The sequence below is a fragment of the Asticcacaulis biprosthecium C19 genome (assembly GCF_000204015.1).
GTDB classification, from domain to species: domain Bacteria; phylum Pseudomonadota; class Alphaproteobacteria; order Caulobacterales; family Caulobacteraceae; genus Asticcacaulis; species Asticcacaulis biprosthecius.
Genome location: NZ_GL883079.1, coordinates 488,029 through 504,507 on the forward strand (window position 1 = coordinate 488,029; position 16,479 = coordinate 504,507).

14 protein-coding genes and 1 tRNA gene are annotated in these 16,479 nt (G+C 59.0%); 10 read left to right on the forward strand and 5 right to left on the reverse strand.

The genetic code is table 11. The annotated features are described in order from the left end of the window. The first annotated feature begins 381 nt into the window (after window positions 1–381). From ABI_RS17485 to ABI_RS17510, 7 genes are all read left to right on the forward strand, one after another. Window positions 382–471 (forward strand) — tRNA-Ser (locus ABI_RS17485). Window positions 472–531: 60 nt separating this feature from the next. Then, complete coding sequence (locus ABI_RS17490; protein ID WP_157138980.1) at window positions 532–1,113, forward strand: DUF805 domain-containing protein; 582 nt, start codon at window positions 532–534, stop codon at window positions 1,111–1,113. A gap of 156 nt (window positions 1,114–1,269) precedes the next feature. Further along, window positions 1,270–1,446 carry a solute carrier family 23 protein gene (locus ABI_RS26000; protein WP_211211188.1) on the forward strand — a complete coding sequence of 59 codons (177 nt, stop codon included), beginning with the start codon at window positions 1,270–1,272 and terminating at the stop codon, window positions 1,444–1,446. Between the two features lie 18 nt (window positions 1,447–1,464). Next, complete coding sequence (locus tag ABI_RS23880) at window positions 1,465–1,998, forward strand: solute carrier family 23 protein (RefSeq protein WP_280959747.1); 534 nt, start codon at window positions 1,465–1,467, stop codon at window positions 1,996–1,998. Between the two features lie 299 nt (window positions 1,999–2,297). Continuing rightward, window positions 2,298–3,650, forward strand: coding sequence for a glycoside hydrolase 5 family protein (locus ABI_RS17500; protein ID WP_006274386.1), 1,353 nt, complete (start codon window positions 2,298–2,300; stop codon window positions 3,648–3,650). Between the two features lie 78 nt (window positions 3,651–3,728). Then, on the forward strand, window positions 3,729–3,965 hold the full coding sequence (locus ABI_RS17505; protein ID WP_006274387.1) for a sulfurtransferase TusA family protein: 237 nt from the start codon (window positions 3,729–3,731) through the stop codon (window positions 3,963–3,965). Between the two features lie 107 nt (window positions 3,966–4,072). Further along, window positions 4,073–5,401 carry a GGDEF domain-containing protein gene (locus tag ABI_RS17510; protein ID WP_006274388.1) on the forward strand — a complete coding sequence of 443 codons (1,329 nt, stop codon included), beginning with the start codon at window positions 4,073–4,075 and terminating at the stop codon, window positions 5,399–5,401. Here the strand turns inward: ABI_RS17510 and mfd are convergent. Both mfd and ABI_RS17520 read right to left on the reverse strand, forming a co-directional pair. Then, window positions 5,398–8,883 carry a transcription-repair coupling factor gene (gene mfd, locus ABI_RS17515; RefSeq protein ID WP_006274389.1) on the reverse strand — a complete coding sequence of 1,162 codons (3,486 nt, stop codon included), beginning with the start codon at window positions 8,881–8,883 and terminating at the stop codon, window positions 5,398–5,400. The two genes, ABI_RS17510 and mfd, sit on opposite strands and share 4 nt — an antisense overlap. After that, the gene (locus ABI_RS17520; protein WP_245531384.1) at window positions 8,880–9,161 is read right to left on the reverse strand and encodes an FAD assembly factor SdhE; all 282 of its coding nucleotides are present in this window, start codon (window positions 9,159–9,161) and stop codon (window positions 8,880–8,882) included. Before ABI_RS17520 ends, mfd begins: the two co-directional genes overlap by 4 nt. A gap of 62 nt (window positions 9,162–9,223) precedes the next feature. Here ABI_RS17520 and recG point away from each other — a divergent pair, with 62 nt between their 5' ends. Next, a complete protein-coding gene (gene recG / locus ABI_RS17525) occupies window positions 9,224–11,290 on the forward strand; it encodes an ATP-dependent DNA helicase RecG (RefSeq protein WP_006274391.1) in 2,067 nt (688 codons plus the stop codon). 6 nt (window positions 11,291–11,296) lie between these two features. On the opposite strand, the gene ABI_RS17530 is transcribed toward recG, so the two are convergent. Genes ABI_RS17530 through ABI_RS17540 form a run of 3 tightly spaced genes read right to left on the reverse strand, consistent with a single transcriptional unit; the run spans window position 11,297 to window position 14,176 of the window. Continuing rightward, window positions 11,297–12,418: a DUF3089 domain-containing protein gene (locus ABI_RS17530; RefSeq protein ID WP_245531385.1), complete on the reverse strand. Its 1,122-nt coding sequence runs from the start codon at window positions 12,416–12,418 to the stop codon at window positions 11,297–11,299. A gap of 49 nt (window positions 12,419–12,467) precedes the next feature. Next, window positions 12,468–13,394: a lysophospholipid acyltransferase family protein gene (locus ABI_RS17535; protein WP_006274393.1), complete on the reverse strand. Its 927-nt coding sequence runs from the start codon at window positions 13,392–13,394 to the stop codon at window positions 12,468–12,470. After that, complete coding sequence (locus tag ABI_RS17540) at window positions 13,391–14,176, reverse strand: glycosyltransferase family 2 protein (RefSeq protein ID WP_006274394.1); 786 nt, start codon at window positions 14,174–14,176, stop codon at window positions 13,391–13,393. Before ABI_RS17540 ends, ABI_RS17535 begins: the two co-directional genes overlap by 4 nt. Between ABI_RS17540 and ABI_RS24565 the strand changes: the two genes are divergently transcribed. After that, complete coding sequence (locus ABI_RS24565) at window positions 14,175–15,644, forward strand: cryptochrome/photolyase family protein (protein WP_245531386.1); 1,470 nt, start codon at window positions 14,175–14,177, stop codon at window positions 15,642–15,644. The two genes, ABI_RS17540 and ABI_RS24565, sit on opposite strands and share 2 nt — an antisense overlap. After that, complete coding sequence (locus ABI_RS17550; RefSeq protein ID WP_040309569.1) at window positions 15,628–16,458, forward strand: sulfurtransferase; 831 nt, start codon at window positions 15,628–15,630, stop codon at window positions 16,456–16,458. Before ABI_RS24565 ends, ABI_RS17550 begins: the two co-directional genes overlap by 17 nt. Window positions 16,459–16,479 lie beyond the last annotated feature (21 nt).

The following is a 16,479-nucleotide window of genomic DNA, read 5'->3' on the forward strand; positions in this document are numbered from 1 at the left end:
AAAGTAGAATATGTCGCTCGAACCGTCGCCATTCGGTCGCAATCCTGCCCCTCGATACACCTACTTCATCCAACCTATCAAAATTCTGGTTAAGAAAGTCTGATGGCAGATATCTGGCGCAAAAACCGCTGTCGCCTGCTCCAAAATTTGGCGGCAAAAAACGCCTTGGCAATCGATCGAAACTCAGGCGAAAAGCCGCTTCCCACTCAATGACACGGACAGGTGGCCGAGTGGTTTAAGGCGGCGGTCTTGAAACCGGAGCGAAGCGGAGGTTCGGCGAAGCCAAAACCGCCACCGCGCAAAGCGCGGTATTTGCTTAAAAACGTCTTGGCACGAGGGTGCAAGTCGGGCTACAAGCCGCTTTCCGCTCATATCAGGCACGGACAGGTGGCCGAGTGGTTTAAGGCAGCGGTCTTGAAAACCGCCGTAGGTGGAAGCCTACCGTGGGTTCGAATCCCACCTTGTCCGCCAAAGCCCGTCCAAATTGAGCCCGGAAACGGTTGTTTGGCATCTCTTTGGGGGGAATTCGAGATGGCCGTACTGAAGGCGTTGACGTACAACCTTGGCAACTTACTCACGTTTACAGGCCGCGAAACTCGCGGTCAGTTTTGGCCGTACGCGGCGATCGTTTTTGTATTTTCGATGGCGGGCATGATGGCTGTAATGATGCCTGAAATGTTCGCGAGTATGGAGCGAATGCAAAAATTCGCTACGGAGCATCCCGAGTTAGCAACGATCCAACAAGGATCAGGTAGTTATTCCATCACTGTACAAGGGAATCATCCCGAATTGATGCCTGACATGGCGAATATGATGGGGATGATGGCCATTGTATTCATCTTCGCTATTTCCCTGCTCGCGGCCGCAGTTGCTCGTCGGCTCCATGATCGTGGAAAATCAGGCGCTTGGGGACTGATGCCTCTCCCTTTCATTACATTTGCATCGGTTATGATGCCGACGGTCTTTGCGCAAACCTTTGCCGATATGGGTCTATTTTTTACCATGTTTATCAACAATGTGCTCTACATCGCGGCACTGGTTTTCCTGGTAATCTTACTCGCTGGCGCTGGTTCGGAGGGAGAGAATCGCTTTGGACCTGATCCGACACTTTAAGTGATTCTGGCGCAGCTTTTACGAATGCCGCCATGTGGTTCACGGTCACCGCTAATGACGTGAATTCGAATCCCGCCTTGTCCGCCATCTCCTTGCCAAAGCGCTCTTTGCGCAGAACTATCCTGGCTGGATTTCGCACTGACCAGGGGCAATGTCATGCCGAGCGGGCCGACGAAAATTATCTACCCGGAAGATCGCTTGCCCGTGGGGCAAAACCTGTTTGCGGGCTTGCAGCGCGTGCTGGCCATGTTCGGCGGAGCCGTGCTCTGCCCGCTCCTGATAGAGTTTGATCCCAACACCACAATCTTCTTCTCCGGTCTCGGCTCCAGCTAGTCCTTTATTGCCGCCATCATCGCCGTAACAGCCTATTCCGGCACTGGCGCCAATCCCAATATCCCGGTTGCCTTGGGCGGCGTCGCGGCCGGCGCGGTCTATGCCGTTATCGGGCTGATTGTCATGAAGACCGGCCATGGCTGGATCGAAACGCGGATGCCGCCCGTCCTGACTGGCGCTATCGTCACCAAGATTGGTCTAAACCCGGCACCCGTGGCGGAACAGCAGGTCAGTGGCTCGCAGTTCAATGTCTTTTTTGGCCTCCTGACCGTAGCGCTCGTCGCCTTCAGCGCGGCTTACCTACACTATTTCCTCGCATGCAACCTCAGTACACTCGGGAAACCCATTGATTTTTCAAAAATTAGTGGAGCTGAATGGTTGGGGTCTCCGCAGTTCACACCCCCGGCTTTCGAACTCAATGCGATGCTATTGGTCGCCCCCGTGGCCATTATCCTCGTGGCGGAAAACCTGGGCCATGTACGCGCGATTTCCGCGATGACGGGCCGCTGGCAACCTTCTTCTCCCTGGTGCTGTTCCACGTTCTGGCGCTGAAAAAGGCGAAGGCCTAGTCCTTACACACGTGACAACGACCAATCTGTAACACTTTCTCAAGACCTGTCTGCAACCTTCTGTTCAGGTTGCGGAATCGTCGCTGCATATGATGCCGCGGCTTGGCTAGGGCCTGTTCAAAATCACGCCGCCTTGACGCTCTGCCCGGTATGGCCATGCCAGGTAGTGCCTTGTCATGCCTGGTCGAACCAGCCCTACCTCGGTCCGCATAAATATTTCGTATTTAATTAATAGCCAAGATGACCTAAACTTCGCGCTACAGAAACAGGGAGATTCCAATCATGCCGAAGATTTCACGTCGTCACCTGATGGCCACTGCCGCTGCGGGGCTGGCCTTGTCAGGCTGCAATTTGCCCACTTTGAACACCTCCGCCCCGACAAAGGACGACTTCGTGTCCGTCGACGGCATTAAGTTCAAGCTCAAGGACGACACCTACCACTATGTTGGCGCAAATATCTGGTACGGCGCTTACCTCGGCGCCACCGCGGCCTTTGGCAATCGTGCGCGCCTGCTCAAAGAACTCGACGATATGAAAGCCCTTGGGATAGATAACCTGCGGGTTCTGGGGTCGTCCGAGCTCTCACCCTTGACCAATTCGCTGGATCCGGCCTTTACCAACAAGCCAGGCGACTACAACAACGACCTTCTCGTCGGCCTCGACTTCCTGCTGGACGAAATGGCCAAGCGCGACATGAAGGCGGTGCTGTACCTGACCAATTTCTGGGAATGGTCGGGCGGCCTGGTGACCAATCAGTACTACACCAACGGTGGAGACTATATGAATGCGGGCGATCCCGCCCATCCCTGGCCGGCATTTGCCGACTATTCCGCCCAGTTCTACGCCAGCGGCACCGCCACGGCGGTCTATTACGATTACGTACGCATGCTGGTGTCGCGCACTAATTCCATTACGGGCAAACCCTACAAGGACGACGCCACCATCATGGCATGGCAGCTCTGCAATGAGCCGCGTCCGGGTGGCAGCGACGCGGCCATCGACAAGAACGTTGAGGCCTATTACGGCTGGATCAAGGATACCGCCGCCCTGATCCGCTCGCTCGACTCAAACCATCTGGTATCCCTGGGTCATGAGGGCCTGATGGGGGCCAACGGACGTGAGGACATCGTCGTAAAGGCCCATGAACACATAGATTATTTGACAGCGCACATCTGGCCTCAGAACTGGTCGTGGGTCGACGGCAAGAATCTGGCCGGTACATTCGACGCCGGCGCAGAAAAGGTCAAAACCTATATCCAAGCTCATATCGACATCGCCCGAAAGCTCGACATGCCGGTCGTTTTTGAAGAATTTGGCTTCCCACGCGACGACGTTGCCTATGAGCCTGGAACGCCAACCACCTATAAGGACAGGTTCTACGGCCTGATCTATGCCGCGGTCGAAGATGCCATCAAGAACAATACGCCGGTCGCCGGTTCCAACTTCTGGGCCTGGGGTGGTGCAGGTCGGGCATTGCACGCCGACTACCACATGCTGCGGGGTGAAACAGCCTATGTCGGTGATCCGCCGCACGAACCTCAAGGCTGGTATAGTGTCTTCAACACCGACACCTCGACCCAGGCCTTGGTGAAGACCCATGCCGAGCACATCCGCAGCCTATCGGCGGCTGGCTAATCCTGGACAAAGGCCGTGCCGTGTGGCGCGGCCTTTTTTCGTCTTTGCAGGTCCCGCATCCTGTGTCAGGAGACGGTAATGACGCCTGATGAACCCGAGACCATCGACGCCCGAGGTCACCGCTGTCCGGTGCCGACGCTTAAACTGCGCCGCCACCTGGCGCAGCAGCCTGCGGGAGCCCGTGTCGTGCTGCTGGCAGATGATCCCATGGCACAGATCGATGTCCCCCACTTTTGCAATCAAAACAACTACTTCCTGCGCTCAGTCGAAGTTGTCGCTGATGGCTGGCGTTTTGAAATCTGCTGCGCCGACTGATCCTTTTTGTGTTACAACCTTGTTTACGGTTTCGGCTCTATGAATCGGGCCCGCCAGGGTAGACGGAAACGATTCTGTCTTCAGGTAGAGGTAGAGGAGCGTAAGCATTGACCCTTCATGCGCGTCTGTTGCTGCTGAGTCGCGACGACGGCTGGCTGCAAGGGTTGAGCCGCGATCTGGACCGGCTGGGGACGCGCACACTCTCTGCGGAAACACCCGAAGCCGCCTGCGCCGCGCTGGCCGATCTCGGGATTGAAGCCGTGCTGGTCAATGAAACCTGCCAAAGGGAATGGCCAGAGGTTCTGGATCAACTGCGCGCAGCCTGTCAGCCGCGACGGATCGCGGCGATCATGATGCGACACGACGATGACTATGTCATTCCGGCGGGTTGGGACATGGTCTTTACCCGCGATGCCCATCCGCAGCAGATTTCGCTCAGCGTCGAACACCTGGTGCGCGCCTGCGTCGCAGAAGAAGAGTACGACCTCCGCTGTCAGACGTTTAACAGTGGCGCACAAAGCCTTGATCAACTTATGAAAACTCAACCCAAACTGAGTTTACTGTCGATCGGTCAACCCGACCCGGAGTTCCTCGCGCTTAGCCACGCCCTGAAGGCCCAGGGCTGTGATGTGGTCGCCGCACTGTCAAGTTACAGCGCTTTCGACTACCTCCACGACAAGGTCTTTGACGCCGTATTGTTGTGGGGCAGCGATCAGCCGTCGGAGGCCTTGGCTATCGCTTCGGGCATGCGACGCAATACGCGCCTGTATCATACACCCGTTTTGTTGCGGCTCAACCGCGTCGTGGAACTCGACCTAGGCGATGCCTATCTGCGCGGCGTCAGTGACATTGCTAACCCCGCCGCCGGCGTCGGTGAAATCGCGGATCGCCTGGTGCGACTGGCGCGGGTCCATCGCCGCCACCTTACCATCCGCAAGACGCTGGAAGCCATGCGTGGCGAATCGCAGATGGACAAGGGCACAGGACTTTTCGGCCGCGACCTGTTTGCCGCTCACCTGGCGCGCCTCGCCAGGGGCGCCGTCGACCGCCAGCGCCCGATGTGCATCTGCGTATTGAAGATTGCCGATACACCCGACATCGTTCGGGCCCGCCAGAAGAAGATGTTTGACCGCGCTGTGCCGCAGATCGGCTCGATGATCGCGCGGCTTGTCCGCGCCGAAGACACGGGCGGCCGTTTGTCCAATGACGTCTTTGCCCTGGCCCTGCCCGCCACCACACTGAACTCCGCGCGCAATGTCGCAGAGCGCATCTCAGCGGTGATCGGCTGTACCGCTTTCGATTCCGGCCATGGACGCCCACCCTTTGTGGTCGAGTTCGACGTCGGTGTCGCCGAGATGCGCGCAGGCGAACCGGCCGCCGATGTCCTGATGCGCGCCGCGGCCGCAGCCGACAGCCGCGACCGCCAAGCGGGCTAGGCCGCCGCGAGTCGCGCTAGCTCCTTCATGATGATTTCGGCCGCCGCCAAACGTTGAACGGCCTCCGGCCATTCCCCCCTGACCAGCAGTTTCTGGTCGGGACGCAGCTTCCAGTCATTGGGCCGGCTTTGGATGTTTTTGACCAGACCTATCGGATTGTTGAACGTGTCATTGCGGAAGGTGACGACTGCTCCCTTGGGGCCGACATCCAGTTTGGCAACATTGGCTTCCCGGCACAAACCTTTGATTCCAACCACTTTCAACAGCTGCTCAGCCTCTTGTGGGATGGGGCCGAACCGGTCGATCAGTTCCGACGCAAGGGCTTCCCGATCGGCCAGCTTTTCCGCCTCGGATACCCGGCGATACAGGGCCAGACGGATGTTCAGGTCGGGAATATAGGCCTCTGGAATCATGATGGCAGCGCCGGCATTGATTTGTGGCGACCAACTGCGGTGATCCGACAGGTTCTCATCTGATTTCTGGCGCAACTCGGCGACGGCATCCTCCAACATCTGTTGGTACAGTTCGACCCCGATTTCGCGGATGTGACCCGACTGCTCGTGACCGAGCAGATTTCCGCCGCCGCGGATGTCGAGATCGTGGCTGGCGAGTTGGAAGCCAGCCCCCAGATTGTCCAGTGATTGCAACACTTTAAGACGTTTTTCTGAAGCGACGCTCAAGGTGCGGTGCTGCGGCGTTGTCAGGTAGGCAAAGGCGCGCGTCTTGGACCGCCCGACGCGGCCGCGGATCTGGTACAACTGGGCCAGGCCGAACATGTCGGCGCGATGGACGATCAGCGTATTGGCGGTTGGCACATCGAGGCCGGATTCGACGATCGTTGTCGACAGCAGGACATCGTACTGCCCCTCATAAAAGGCCGTCATGACGTCTTCCAGAGCCGTCGGTGACAACTGACCGTGGCCGATGACAAACCTGATCTCCGGCACCTGAACCCGAAGAAAATCAGCTACATCCGGCAGATCGCTGAGACGCGGAACCACGTAATAGGCCTGGCCGCCACGGTATTTTTCGCGCAACAGGGCTTCGCGCAGCGCCACCGGATCGTATGGCAGCACATAGGTTCGAACGGCAATACGATCGACCGGCGGCGTGGCGATGATCGACATGTCACGAATGCCTGACAGTGCCATCTGCAATGTGCGCGGGATTGGCGTTGCCGACAGCGCCATCATATGGACATCGGCGCGGAAGGCCTTCAGCTTTTCCTTATGCTTGACCCCGAAATGCTGTTCTTCGTCGACGATAACCAGGCCCAGGTCCTTGAAGCTGACCTGTTCCGACAGCAACGCATGGGTGCCGATAACGATCTCGATCTCGCCCTTTTTCAGCCCTTCACGCGTTTCGTCGGCGTCCTTACGCCCAACCAGGCGCGAAAGCTGACGCACGCGCACCGGCCAGCCCTGGAAACGCTGCGTGAAGGTCTTGAAATGCTGACGCGCCAGGAGCGTCGTCGGGCAAACAATGGCGACCTGGCTGCCGGACATCGCGACCACGAAGGCCGCGCGCAGCGCCACCTCGGTCTTGCCAAAACCGACGTCGCCACAGATCAGGCGATCCATCGGCTGTCCCTTGGCGAGGTCCTCCAGCACATCCTGGATAGCGTGGAGTTGGTCGTCGGTCTCCTCGTAGGGAAACTGGGCGCAGAATTCGTCGTACAAGCCCGACGGAGGATCGATCTGAGCCCCCTCACGAAGGGCGCGCGCGGCGGCCAATTGAATCAGGCCATCGGCCATCTCGCGCAGCTTTTGCTTGGCCTTGGCCTTGCGGGCCTGCCAACTGGCGGAACCCAGGCGGTCCAGTTGCGCACTGTCACTGTCGGAACCATATCGCGTCAGCAGGTCGATGTTTTCGACAGGCAGGTACAGTTTCGATTCCGCTGCGTAATGCAGTTCCAGGCAGTCGTGTGGCGCGTCGTTGACACTTAGAGTCTTTAGCCCTTCATAACGCCCAATGCCGTGTTCGATATGAACCACCAGATCGCCGGGTGACAGCGATGACGCTTCGGCCAAAAAATTCTGTGCCCGTCGGCGCTTACGCGGGCGAGCTAAACGATCACCTAATATGTCGGTTTCAGAAATGACCGCCAAAGACTCGGTTTCGAAACCGTGGTCCAGCGGCAGGACCGCCCGCTGGATCGGCTTGGCCTTGGTTCCCGCGACGCCATAGCTTTGCGCATCGACCCAATTGGAAGCGAGGCGCGGACTGGTGAGGCCGTGATCGGCCAACATGGCAGCCAGTCGGTCCGACGAGCCATCGGTCCACGACGCGAAGATGACGCGCTTGCCCTGTTTGGCGAGTGCCTGCGCGTGATCGGCGACCGTCGTAAAGAGGTTCACGCTATCGAGCTTTCGCGCTTCCGCGAAATTCCGGCCGGAACGCCCGCCCAGATCGATCGCATCAACCGCTTCCCCTTCAAACGGTTCGAAACGGCGTACTCTGTGCGCCCCCAAGGCAGCCTTCCATTGGCCGTCATCCAGGTAGAGCCTCTGCGGCGCGATGGCGCGATAGGCCGATCCGCCCTTATCCTTCATCGCCGCGACGCGCAGTTCGTAGGCGTCCCGCACAGTGTCGGCACGTTCGGCAAAGGCGTTGCCGGCCAGGGCATCGAGCATGACCAGGCTAAGCGGAGGCAGATAGTCGAAAACACTGTCAAGATGGTCGTAGAACAGGGGCAGCATATGTTCGACGCCCTGACGACGGATGCCGGACGACAGGGCCGCGTAGACCGGATCATCACCTGCAGCGCCGAACGCCGCCAGATAACCCTGGCGGAAACGGCTTATGCTGTCCGTATCCATGCGGATCTCCGACACGGCGGTGAAGTTGAGCTGGCTAATCTGTTTGAGCGACCGTTGGGTTTCCGGATCGAAACTGCGGATCGATTCCAGACTGTCGCCGAAGAAGTCGAGTCGAACCGGTTCATCAGCCGATGGCGGAAAGACATCGACCAAGCCGCCACGCACGGCGAATTCGCCGCGCTCAGCCACGGTGGATACTCGGGTATAGCCGTTGTTGACGAAATAGGCGTCCAGGTCCGTCATGTCGATCGTCAGACCCGGCTTCAGGCTCAGCCGTCCCTGGTCGACAATCGATCGCGGCGGCACCCTCTGGGCCATGGCCGAGGCCGTCGTCAGAAAAAGAACAGGTTTTTCAGGTCGCTTATCGCGATAAGCTGAGAGTTGCGACAAGGCGTACATGCGTTGGGCGATGACGCCGGGGGTTGGGCTGAGGCGGTCGTATGGCAGACAATCCCAGGCCGGAAAGCTCAATATGTCCAGTTCGGGCGCGAAGAATTTCAAGGCCTCCGCAACGGCGTTCATGCGCCCGAAATCGCGGGCAATAAACACACTGACGCCGCCAGCTCTGGCCAGATCCGCCGCCACCAGGCTTTCATAACCTTCAGGGCTGCCGCTCAGGGTCAGCGAAGACGCACGTCCGGTAATCTCGCTAAGCGTGGTCATGACTGGATTTTTTTGTAAGCCGTTTTATAAAACTGATTGAGTTGTTTCATGATTTCGGAGTCGAAGTCAGCCGGAGCCGGTTCACGTTCGATGATCCAGCCGTAAAGGTCATGATCCGGAACTTCCAACAGCACTTCAAAGATATCGAGGTCGGCGTCGCTCATCCGCCCCAGGTGTTCGTCGGCGAAATGCCCCAGTATGATGTCGGCTTCCTTGAAGCCGCGGCGCCAGGCGCGAAAGGACAGTTTCTTCAGGCGGGCTTCACGCGCTTCGCTCACGGCGGCAGGTCCTTGTATATTGAGGGCCTTCTCATAAAGCATTTTTGGTGCTTGATAAGCCCATGCGTCCGGAAATTTTATTCCCCTACTATGCCGATGTTACGACCCTGAAGGGCGTCGGCCCCAAACTGGCGCCTGTTCTGGCCCAGCATGTGGGTAGCCATATCCGCGACTTGGCGTTTTTCCTGCCATCCGGCGTGATCAAGCGGCCTCTGGTGCCGTTGAACCGCGCGCGAATCGGTGAGGTCCAGACCGTGGCGGTGACGATCGCGGGCTATCCCCCGGCGCCGGCCAAGGGACCGCAGCGAATCGAGACCGTCGACGACACGACCCGGCTGACCCTGGTCTATTTCCACCGCATCCGTGGATTTGAAACCCAGCACCCGGTCGGCTCCAAACGGCTGATCAGCGGAAAGCTGGAAAGCTTCAATAACCAGTTGCAGATGCCGCATCCGGACTACCTTGTCGATGAGGCCCGCGCTGCCGAAATCCCGGCCTGCGAACCGGTGTATCCGGCGACACTCGACCTCGGGTCGCGCACCTTGCGTAAGCTGGTGCAGGGCGCGCTCTCTATCACGCCGGAACTGCCGGAATGGCTGGATTTGGCTATGGTCGACAAATACTTATGGCCGTCCTTTCATGCGGCCTTGGCCGCGGCACATACGCCCTTGAGCGAACTCGACCTGGATCCCGATGCCAAACCGCGCCAACGCCTGGCCTATGACGAAGCCTTGGCACACCAACTCGCACTGAAAGCACGTAAACAGTTCCGTCAGAATACCCCGTCCCGCGTGATCGATCGCCACGCCTGGGCCGACAGGGCCCTGACGACCCTGCCCTTTGCCATGACGGGTGCCCAAGTCCGCGCCCTAGCCGATATCCGCGGCGATCTGCGGTCCGGACATCGTATGAATCGGCTGGTCCAGGGCGATGTCGGTGCCGGTAAGACCCTGGTCGCCCTGATGGCAATGATCGATGTCGCAGAAGACGGTTTGCAAAGTGTCCTGATGGCGCCGACCGAAATCCTGGCCCGTCAGCATTTTGAAAAAAGTCATTCAATTCTGGAGGCTCTGGGTATTTCTTCGACCATTATGACCGGTCGTGACAAAGGCAAGGAGCGTGACCGAAAGCGCGCTGCGGTGGCCTCGGGTGAGGCTCAGGTGGTCTTCGGTACCCATGCCGTCTTCCAGGAAGGCGTCGATTTCCACAGCCTGCAACTGGCCGTCATTGACGAACAACATCGCTTCGGCGTCGGCCAGCGTCAGAAGCTGTTTTCCAAGGGCGAAGCTGTCCATTACCTCTCCATGTCGGCCACGCCGATCCCGCGTACCCTTGCCCTGACCCAGTACGGTGAAGCGGATCTCAGTATTTTGGACGAGAAGCCGGCCGGGCGTCAGCCCATCCATACCGCTGTGGTGCCGCGCGCGCGCCTGGCCGATGTCATGCATCGCCTGAAAGGGGCGCTGGCTGACGGTCAACAGGCCTACTGGGTCTGCCCCCTCGTTGAGGACACCGCCGAGTCTGATCTGATCGCGGCCGAGAAACGGCACGAAGAACTGCAGGAAGCCCTGGGCATCGAAGTCGGCCTGGTGCATGGCCGCATGCCATCGGAAACCAAAGACAACGTCGTCACACGATTTGCCGCCGGCGAACTACGGGTGCTGTGCGCTACGACCGTCGTCGAGGTCGGAATCGATGTCCCGACCGCGTCGATCATTATCATCGAGCAGGCCGAGCGTTTCGGATTGGCCCAACTGCATCAGTTGCGCGGCCGCGTCGGCCGCGGCGCCGCGAAAAGCGCCTGTATCCTGCTGTACGATTCGCCCCTGTCCAAGAACGCCAAGGCGCGCCTGGAACTGTTGCGTGACACCGAGGACGGCTTCAAAATTGCCGAGATGGACTGGAAGCTGCGTGGCGAAGGTGACATCCTGGGCGCCAAGCAATCTGGGTTCCCGGACTACAGGTTCGTCGACCCTGTGCGTCACACAGCGCTGATTGCCCTGGCGGCACGCGAAGCCGTTTACATTCTACATCAAGGTGACGCACTCCCTGCGCCGCGACGTAAGGCGATCGAGGTATTAAAACAACTGTTCGACTGGCGGGCTGACGTCGCCGACAAGCAGGATTGATCAGGGCTACACGTTGCGGAACGCCGTCCAGCGCACCTGAAAATCTTCCTGAAGATCTCCGTAGAAAAGATTGTAAAAATTCACCTTTCTGCGATCCTCCCACGTCCCCGCATCGTTGAACGACGGCGATCCCGGTTTGTCGACGACCAAAACGCCACGCACACAGCGCGCGGCGACCTTGCGTGGAATCAATGCCGGTTCCACCCCCCATTCCAGGCCCGTGGCGTTGGTCGCGCCCAGCGAAATCTTGGCTTCGGCGGCCTCTTCACTGACTCCCCCCAGGATCGGATTGACGCAAATCGCCTTCTGAGCGTTCAGCGGTTCCAACCGGTCGCCTTCCCAGTAGACGGCCTTTTGCTGGCGTTGCAAAGCCTTGTCCGGTCGGTTGGCTTCAACGCTGAGATAACTCAGGGCGCAACCGACCTGGCTCCGCGACAGGCAGGCCGGGAAGAACAGTCCCTCGGTGCCGAACTGGCGCTCGGGCACAGACACTTCCAGCAGATAGGCCGCGACCAGTTGGCTTTTCAACTCGGGATCGGACGCCACCACGTCACGCAGCAATCGCTCGGCCATCAGACCGCCCTGCTCGACCCCGACAACGACAAACCCCCGCCCGCCCTTGCGCTTGGTTAGGAACACGCGGAATGCCGCTTCGACGTCGCGATAGGCGAATTGCCGCGCCTCGCGAGCATCTTCGCGCAGCGTCAGTTGGGTATAGAGGCTCGCCTGGCGATATTTGGGCGCGTAAACATTGCCCATGATGGAAAAGGGGGCCGCGTAGTTCGGCAGGTGGATGCGATGGACGTCCTCGTCAATCCCCTTGCTGTCGATCCGCCCAAGCCAGTCGCGACCGCCATTGAAGGTCGTGCCGTGAACGAAGAAGACGTCGACCTTGCGCGGATCTGCATAATAACCCGCTATTTGTGGATTGAGGTACCACGCCGCCGGCTTGGCATAGTCGGGTGCCCTCGGCGGACTATAGACCTGGAAGGGAATCTTGGGGTCGAGGTAGTTGCGGTGAATATCGTTCTGCAGATACATCCAGGTCAAGGTGACGAAGGCGCCGATCAGCGCCCCGATCACCAGGCTCAGCCTGCGCTTTTTCAGAATCTGCGTCCACATACTCATCTGGTCGGCAACCTAAGCTCCGCGGATGGGATTGAACAGATTGGCGGCTTCAATTTTTGTGACCCGGCGTTTCCGGCTTATAGGCGTCATTCGGCCAGCGTTTGTGCACCCAGAACCATTCTTCGGGCCGAGAGCGCACGGCCGACTCGATAAACGCGCTGACCTTGCACACCGTGGCGTCGATGTCTTCGGACTTGCGGCCGGTATCAACCACGTCGATCGGATCGCACACCGTCACCTTGAAGCGCCCTGCGCCGGTCCGTTCCACCGTCATCGGTTGCAAAACCGTGCCGAACCGCATAGCCAATCGCGTCGGCCCGGGGGCCGTATCGACTGGCCGGCTGAAGAAAGGCGTCGAAACGCCGCGGTTGAACTTCTGGTCGTTCATCAACGCCACAGACTCACCGCGCGCCATCCCGGCCAGTAATTCTTTCGCGCCGTCGCCGCCCTTGGGCGCGAACAGACGCGTGCCATAACGTTCCCGGGCTTTGCGCCAGCGAGCATCGACGTAGGGGTTGTTGGCGGCGCGATACGTCATCTGGCAGATCACGCCGGATTCATTGATGACCGACGGCATGATTTCCCAGTTGGCGAAGTGCCCGGAAATGAAGACAACAGGTGTTCCCGACGTCTCGATCTCGTCAAGTCGTTCGGCGTTTTCAACGACGATTCGACCATTGGCTACGGTGATGCGGTCCATCATGGCGATCTCGGCGAAGGTGCGGCCCAGATTGTCCCACTGCGCTCTCGATACCCGCGCCTTCCAGGCGCCGTCTTTTTCCGGAAACGCCAGATCGAGGTTGCGGTTGACGACCTTCTGAACCGGAGATATCGGCCCCAGCGCCTTCAACAGGCCCGCGCCGAGATCCGACGCGACGTCGACCGGAAACATCCGCAACAATCCGACGGTCGCGTCGAAGGCAATCGCCTCGAATCGCCACATCAGGTCCTGCCAGAAACCAACCTTATCGCTCATCCCGCCGGCCCAGTACGCGTTTCGCCGGCGCGCTGCGCCGCCAGAAATTTCAGGATACGTTTGAAACGCGCCTCGGCCGCGATATGGCTGACTCGCACGCCATCGAAGCCGCCTGTAAAGTGGCGACGGAAAACATAGTATCGCAGGAAGCCTAGAGGATACTCCAGCGGCAACCGGGCCCAGAGTTGCCAGGACGGCTTTTTCAGAACCTTGGCCTGCAGCGTATTGTAGGATTCGAACTTCTGCCGGATATGGTCGAACGATCGCGACGAGAAGTGCGTCACAGTGCCGGTCAGTTGGCCAACAGGTTCATCGCGCGTGTCGACGGTATCGTGCACGGGGCTTTCACGAAAGCGCACAACCCGGCGATCATAGAGGCGGACATAGTTATGAAAGTCGGCCCACAGCCGCGGCTTGTCGCGACCGGGATAGACATTCATGATGCGGAAACGATAGGCCTTCAACTTCGGCCCTTCGCGCATCATCGCCTTGATCTCGGAATAAAGTTCTGGCGTCACCACTTCATCGGCATCCAGATTGAGAATCCAGTCGTATGCCGCGCAGTCCTCACTGTACCGTTTCTGCGGTCCGTACCCAGGCCAGTCATGATGCACCACCCGCGCCCCGAGACCTTCCGCTACGGCAACCGTGTTGTCGGTCGAACCGCTATCGATGACGACGACCTCATCGACCAGACCGGCAACGGCGCGGATGACATCGCCGATCCGATCACCTTCATTCCTGGCGATTATACAGCAGCTTAAAGGCGTAGTGGCGGGCATGTCTGCCCTTGTGCCCAAGACCTGTTTGACAGGCAAGTTTTTTCACCAACATTGTCGTGACATGGCCCTTTCCGAATATCCCGTTATCCTCTGGTTTCGCTCTGACCTGCGCCTGCACGACCATTCTGGGGTCGCCGCAGCGCTTGCCACAAAAAGACCGGTTTTGCCGCTCTACATATGGGACCAGAGCACCTCTGCCCGGCCGCTGGGCGCCGCGTCACGATGGTGGTTACACCAATCTCTTCATGCTTTGGATGAAGACTTGGCCAGGTTCGGATCAAGATTGATTATTGCTCGGGGTCAGTCCCAGCTCGTCCTGGCCGATCTTTGCAAAAAAACATCAGTAAAAACGGTCATTTGTTCTAAAACCCTTGAACCTGTGACGGAAGAGTTTGATCGTCAGCTTGAGCGCGATCTTGCCGAAATTGGTGTCGCCCTTGAACGCCATCTGACAGGTTTCCTGATCGCGCCGGGCAGTATAAAGACCAAGGACGACAAGCCTTATCGCGTCTATACCCCCTTTTTTAAGGCCGCTGAGGCCGCGGGCAGATTGCATGTTGATTCCCCACCCGTCCTATCAACCCATGAATGGCCCGTACCGTCATGCTGGCCGCCGACTTTGCCTTTGGAAGACCTGGCACTGACACCGCAAAAAACGTCATCCGGGAAAAACTGGGCGGAAGGCTTTTCGATCTTCAAACCTGGCGAAGCCGGAGCCCGCGGTGCGTTGCGGCGGTTTCTGGCGAGCGGCCTGGCCGATTACGAAGATGGCCGCGATCGACCGGACAAGGATCTGACCTCATATCTGTCGCCGCATCTGCGCTTTGGCGAAATCAGTCCACGCCGGATTTTGACCGAGCTCGATAAGGTCGTTCGGTCGACGCCACGCCTGGTCGCCCCCGCAGAGAAATTCCGCAAGGAACTGGTTTGGCGCGAGTTCAACTACAACATTCTTGACCTTCAACCCGAGCTTCACACGCGCAATTTCCGCGACGATTTTTCGACCTTTCCCTGGCAGAGCAGTGACAAGGATTTCCGCGCCTGGGCCCGCGGCGAAACCGGTTATCCCCTCGTCGACGCCGGGATGAAGCAACTTTGGCAGACCGGATTCATGCACAACCGCGTCCGTATGGTCTGCGCCTCCTTCCTGGTGAAACACCTTCTGATCGACTGGCGACGCGGCGAACAGTGGTTCTGGGATTGCCTGCTGGACGCGGATCCGGCGAGCAACCCCGGTAACTGGCAATGGGTCGCCGGTTGCGGTGCCGACGCCGCCCCGTATTTTCGCGTCTTTAATCCGATCACTCAGGCTGACAAGTTCGATCCCGACGATATCTATCGCCGCAAATTTGACAAACCGCGCGGCACGGTTCCATATCCCCGACCGATCGTCGACCACGCCTTCGCTCGCGAACGCGCGCTCGATGCCTATCGCAGCCGGGGAGACGGGAATGACGACTCAGATTGATGCTTTCGAACTGGACGCGCTAATCGCGGCCGATGCGGTCAAGGTCATCGATGGCAGTTGGGCACTCGACGGCACCGACATGCGTGCGTTGTATGAGCAAGAGCACATTCCTGGCGCGCAGTTTTTCGACATTGAAGCGATCAGCGACCACACAACCGGCCTTCCCCACATGGCGCCGTCGCCTGAACACTTTGGCGAAGCGGTCGGGCGAATGGGTGTTTCCGCCGGCGACCATGTCGTGATTTATGACCGGCAGGGACTGTTTTCCGCTGCGCGGGTGTGGTGGACATTCACCGTTATGGGCCACTCCAAGGTGCAGGTACTGCGCGGCGGCCTGCCCGCATGGAAGGCGGCTGGCTTCGCGCTGGAGGGTAACAAACCTGTGCCGGCGCCGGCGATCTACACACCTCGTCCGACGGCTGGAAGTATCATTGACCGGAAGGCACTGATGGACACGCCCAACCGATATCTCGTGCTCGACGCCCGTTCGCGTGCCCGTTTCGAAGGTACGGCGCCGGAACCACGTGCCGGGCTTCGCTCGGGTCACATACCGGGAAGCCGGAGCCTGCCGTTCGCCGAACTCATTCAGGACGGCGCCCTAAGGCCAGAAGCAGAGTTGCGAGACATTCTAACGGCCGTTGGCGTCCATGATGGAGCAACGGTTGTTACGTCCTGCGGGTCGGGTGTTACCGCGGCCATTATCAGTATGGCCTTGGCAGAAACCGGCCATACCTCAGGCCTACTCTATGATGGATCCTGGGCCGAATGGGGGCAGCACTCACTCGACACCCCGGTGGTCACCGGGGCGAGCTAAGTCAGGATGGCGTGATTGGGT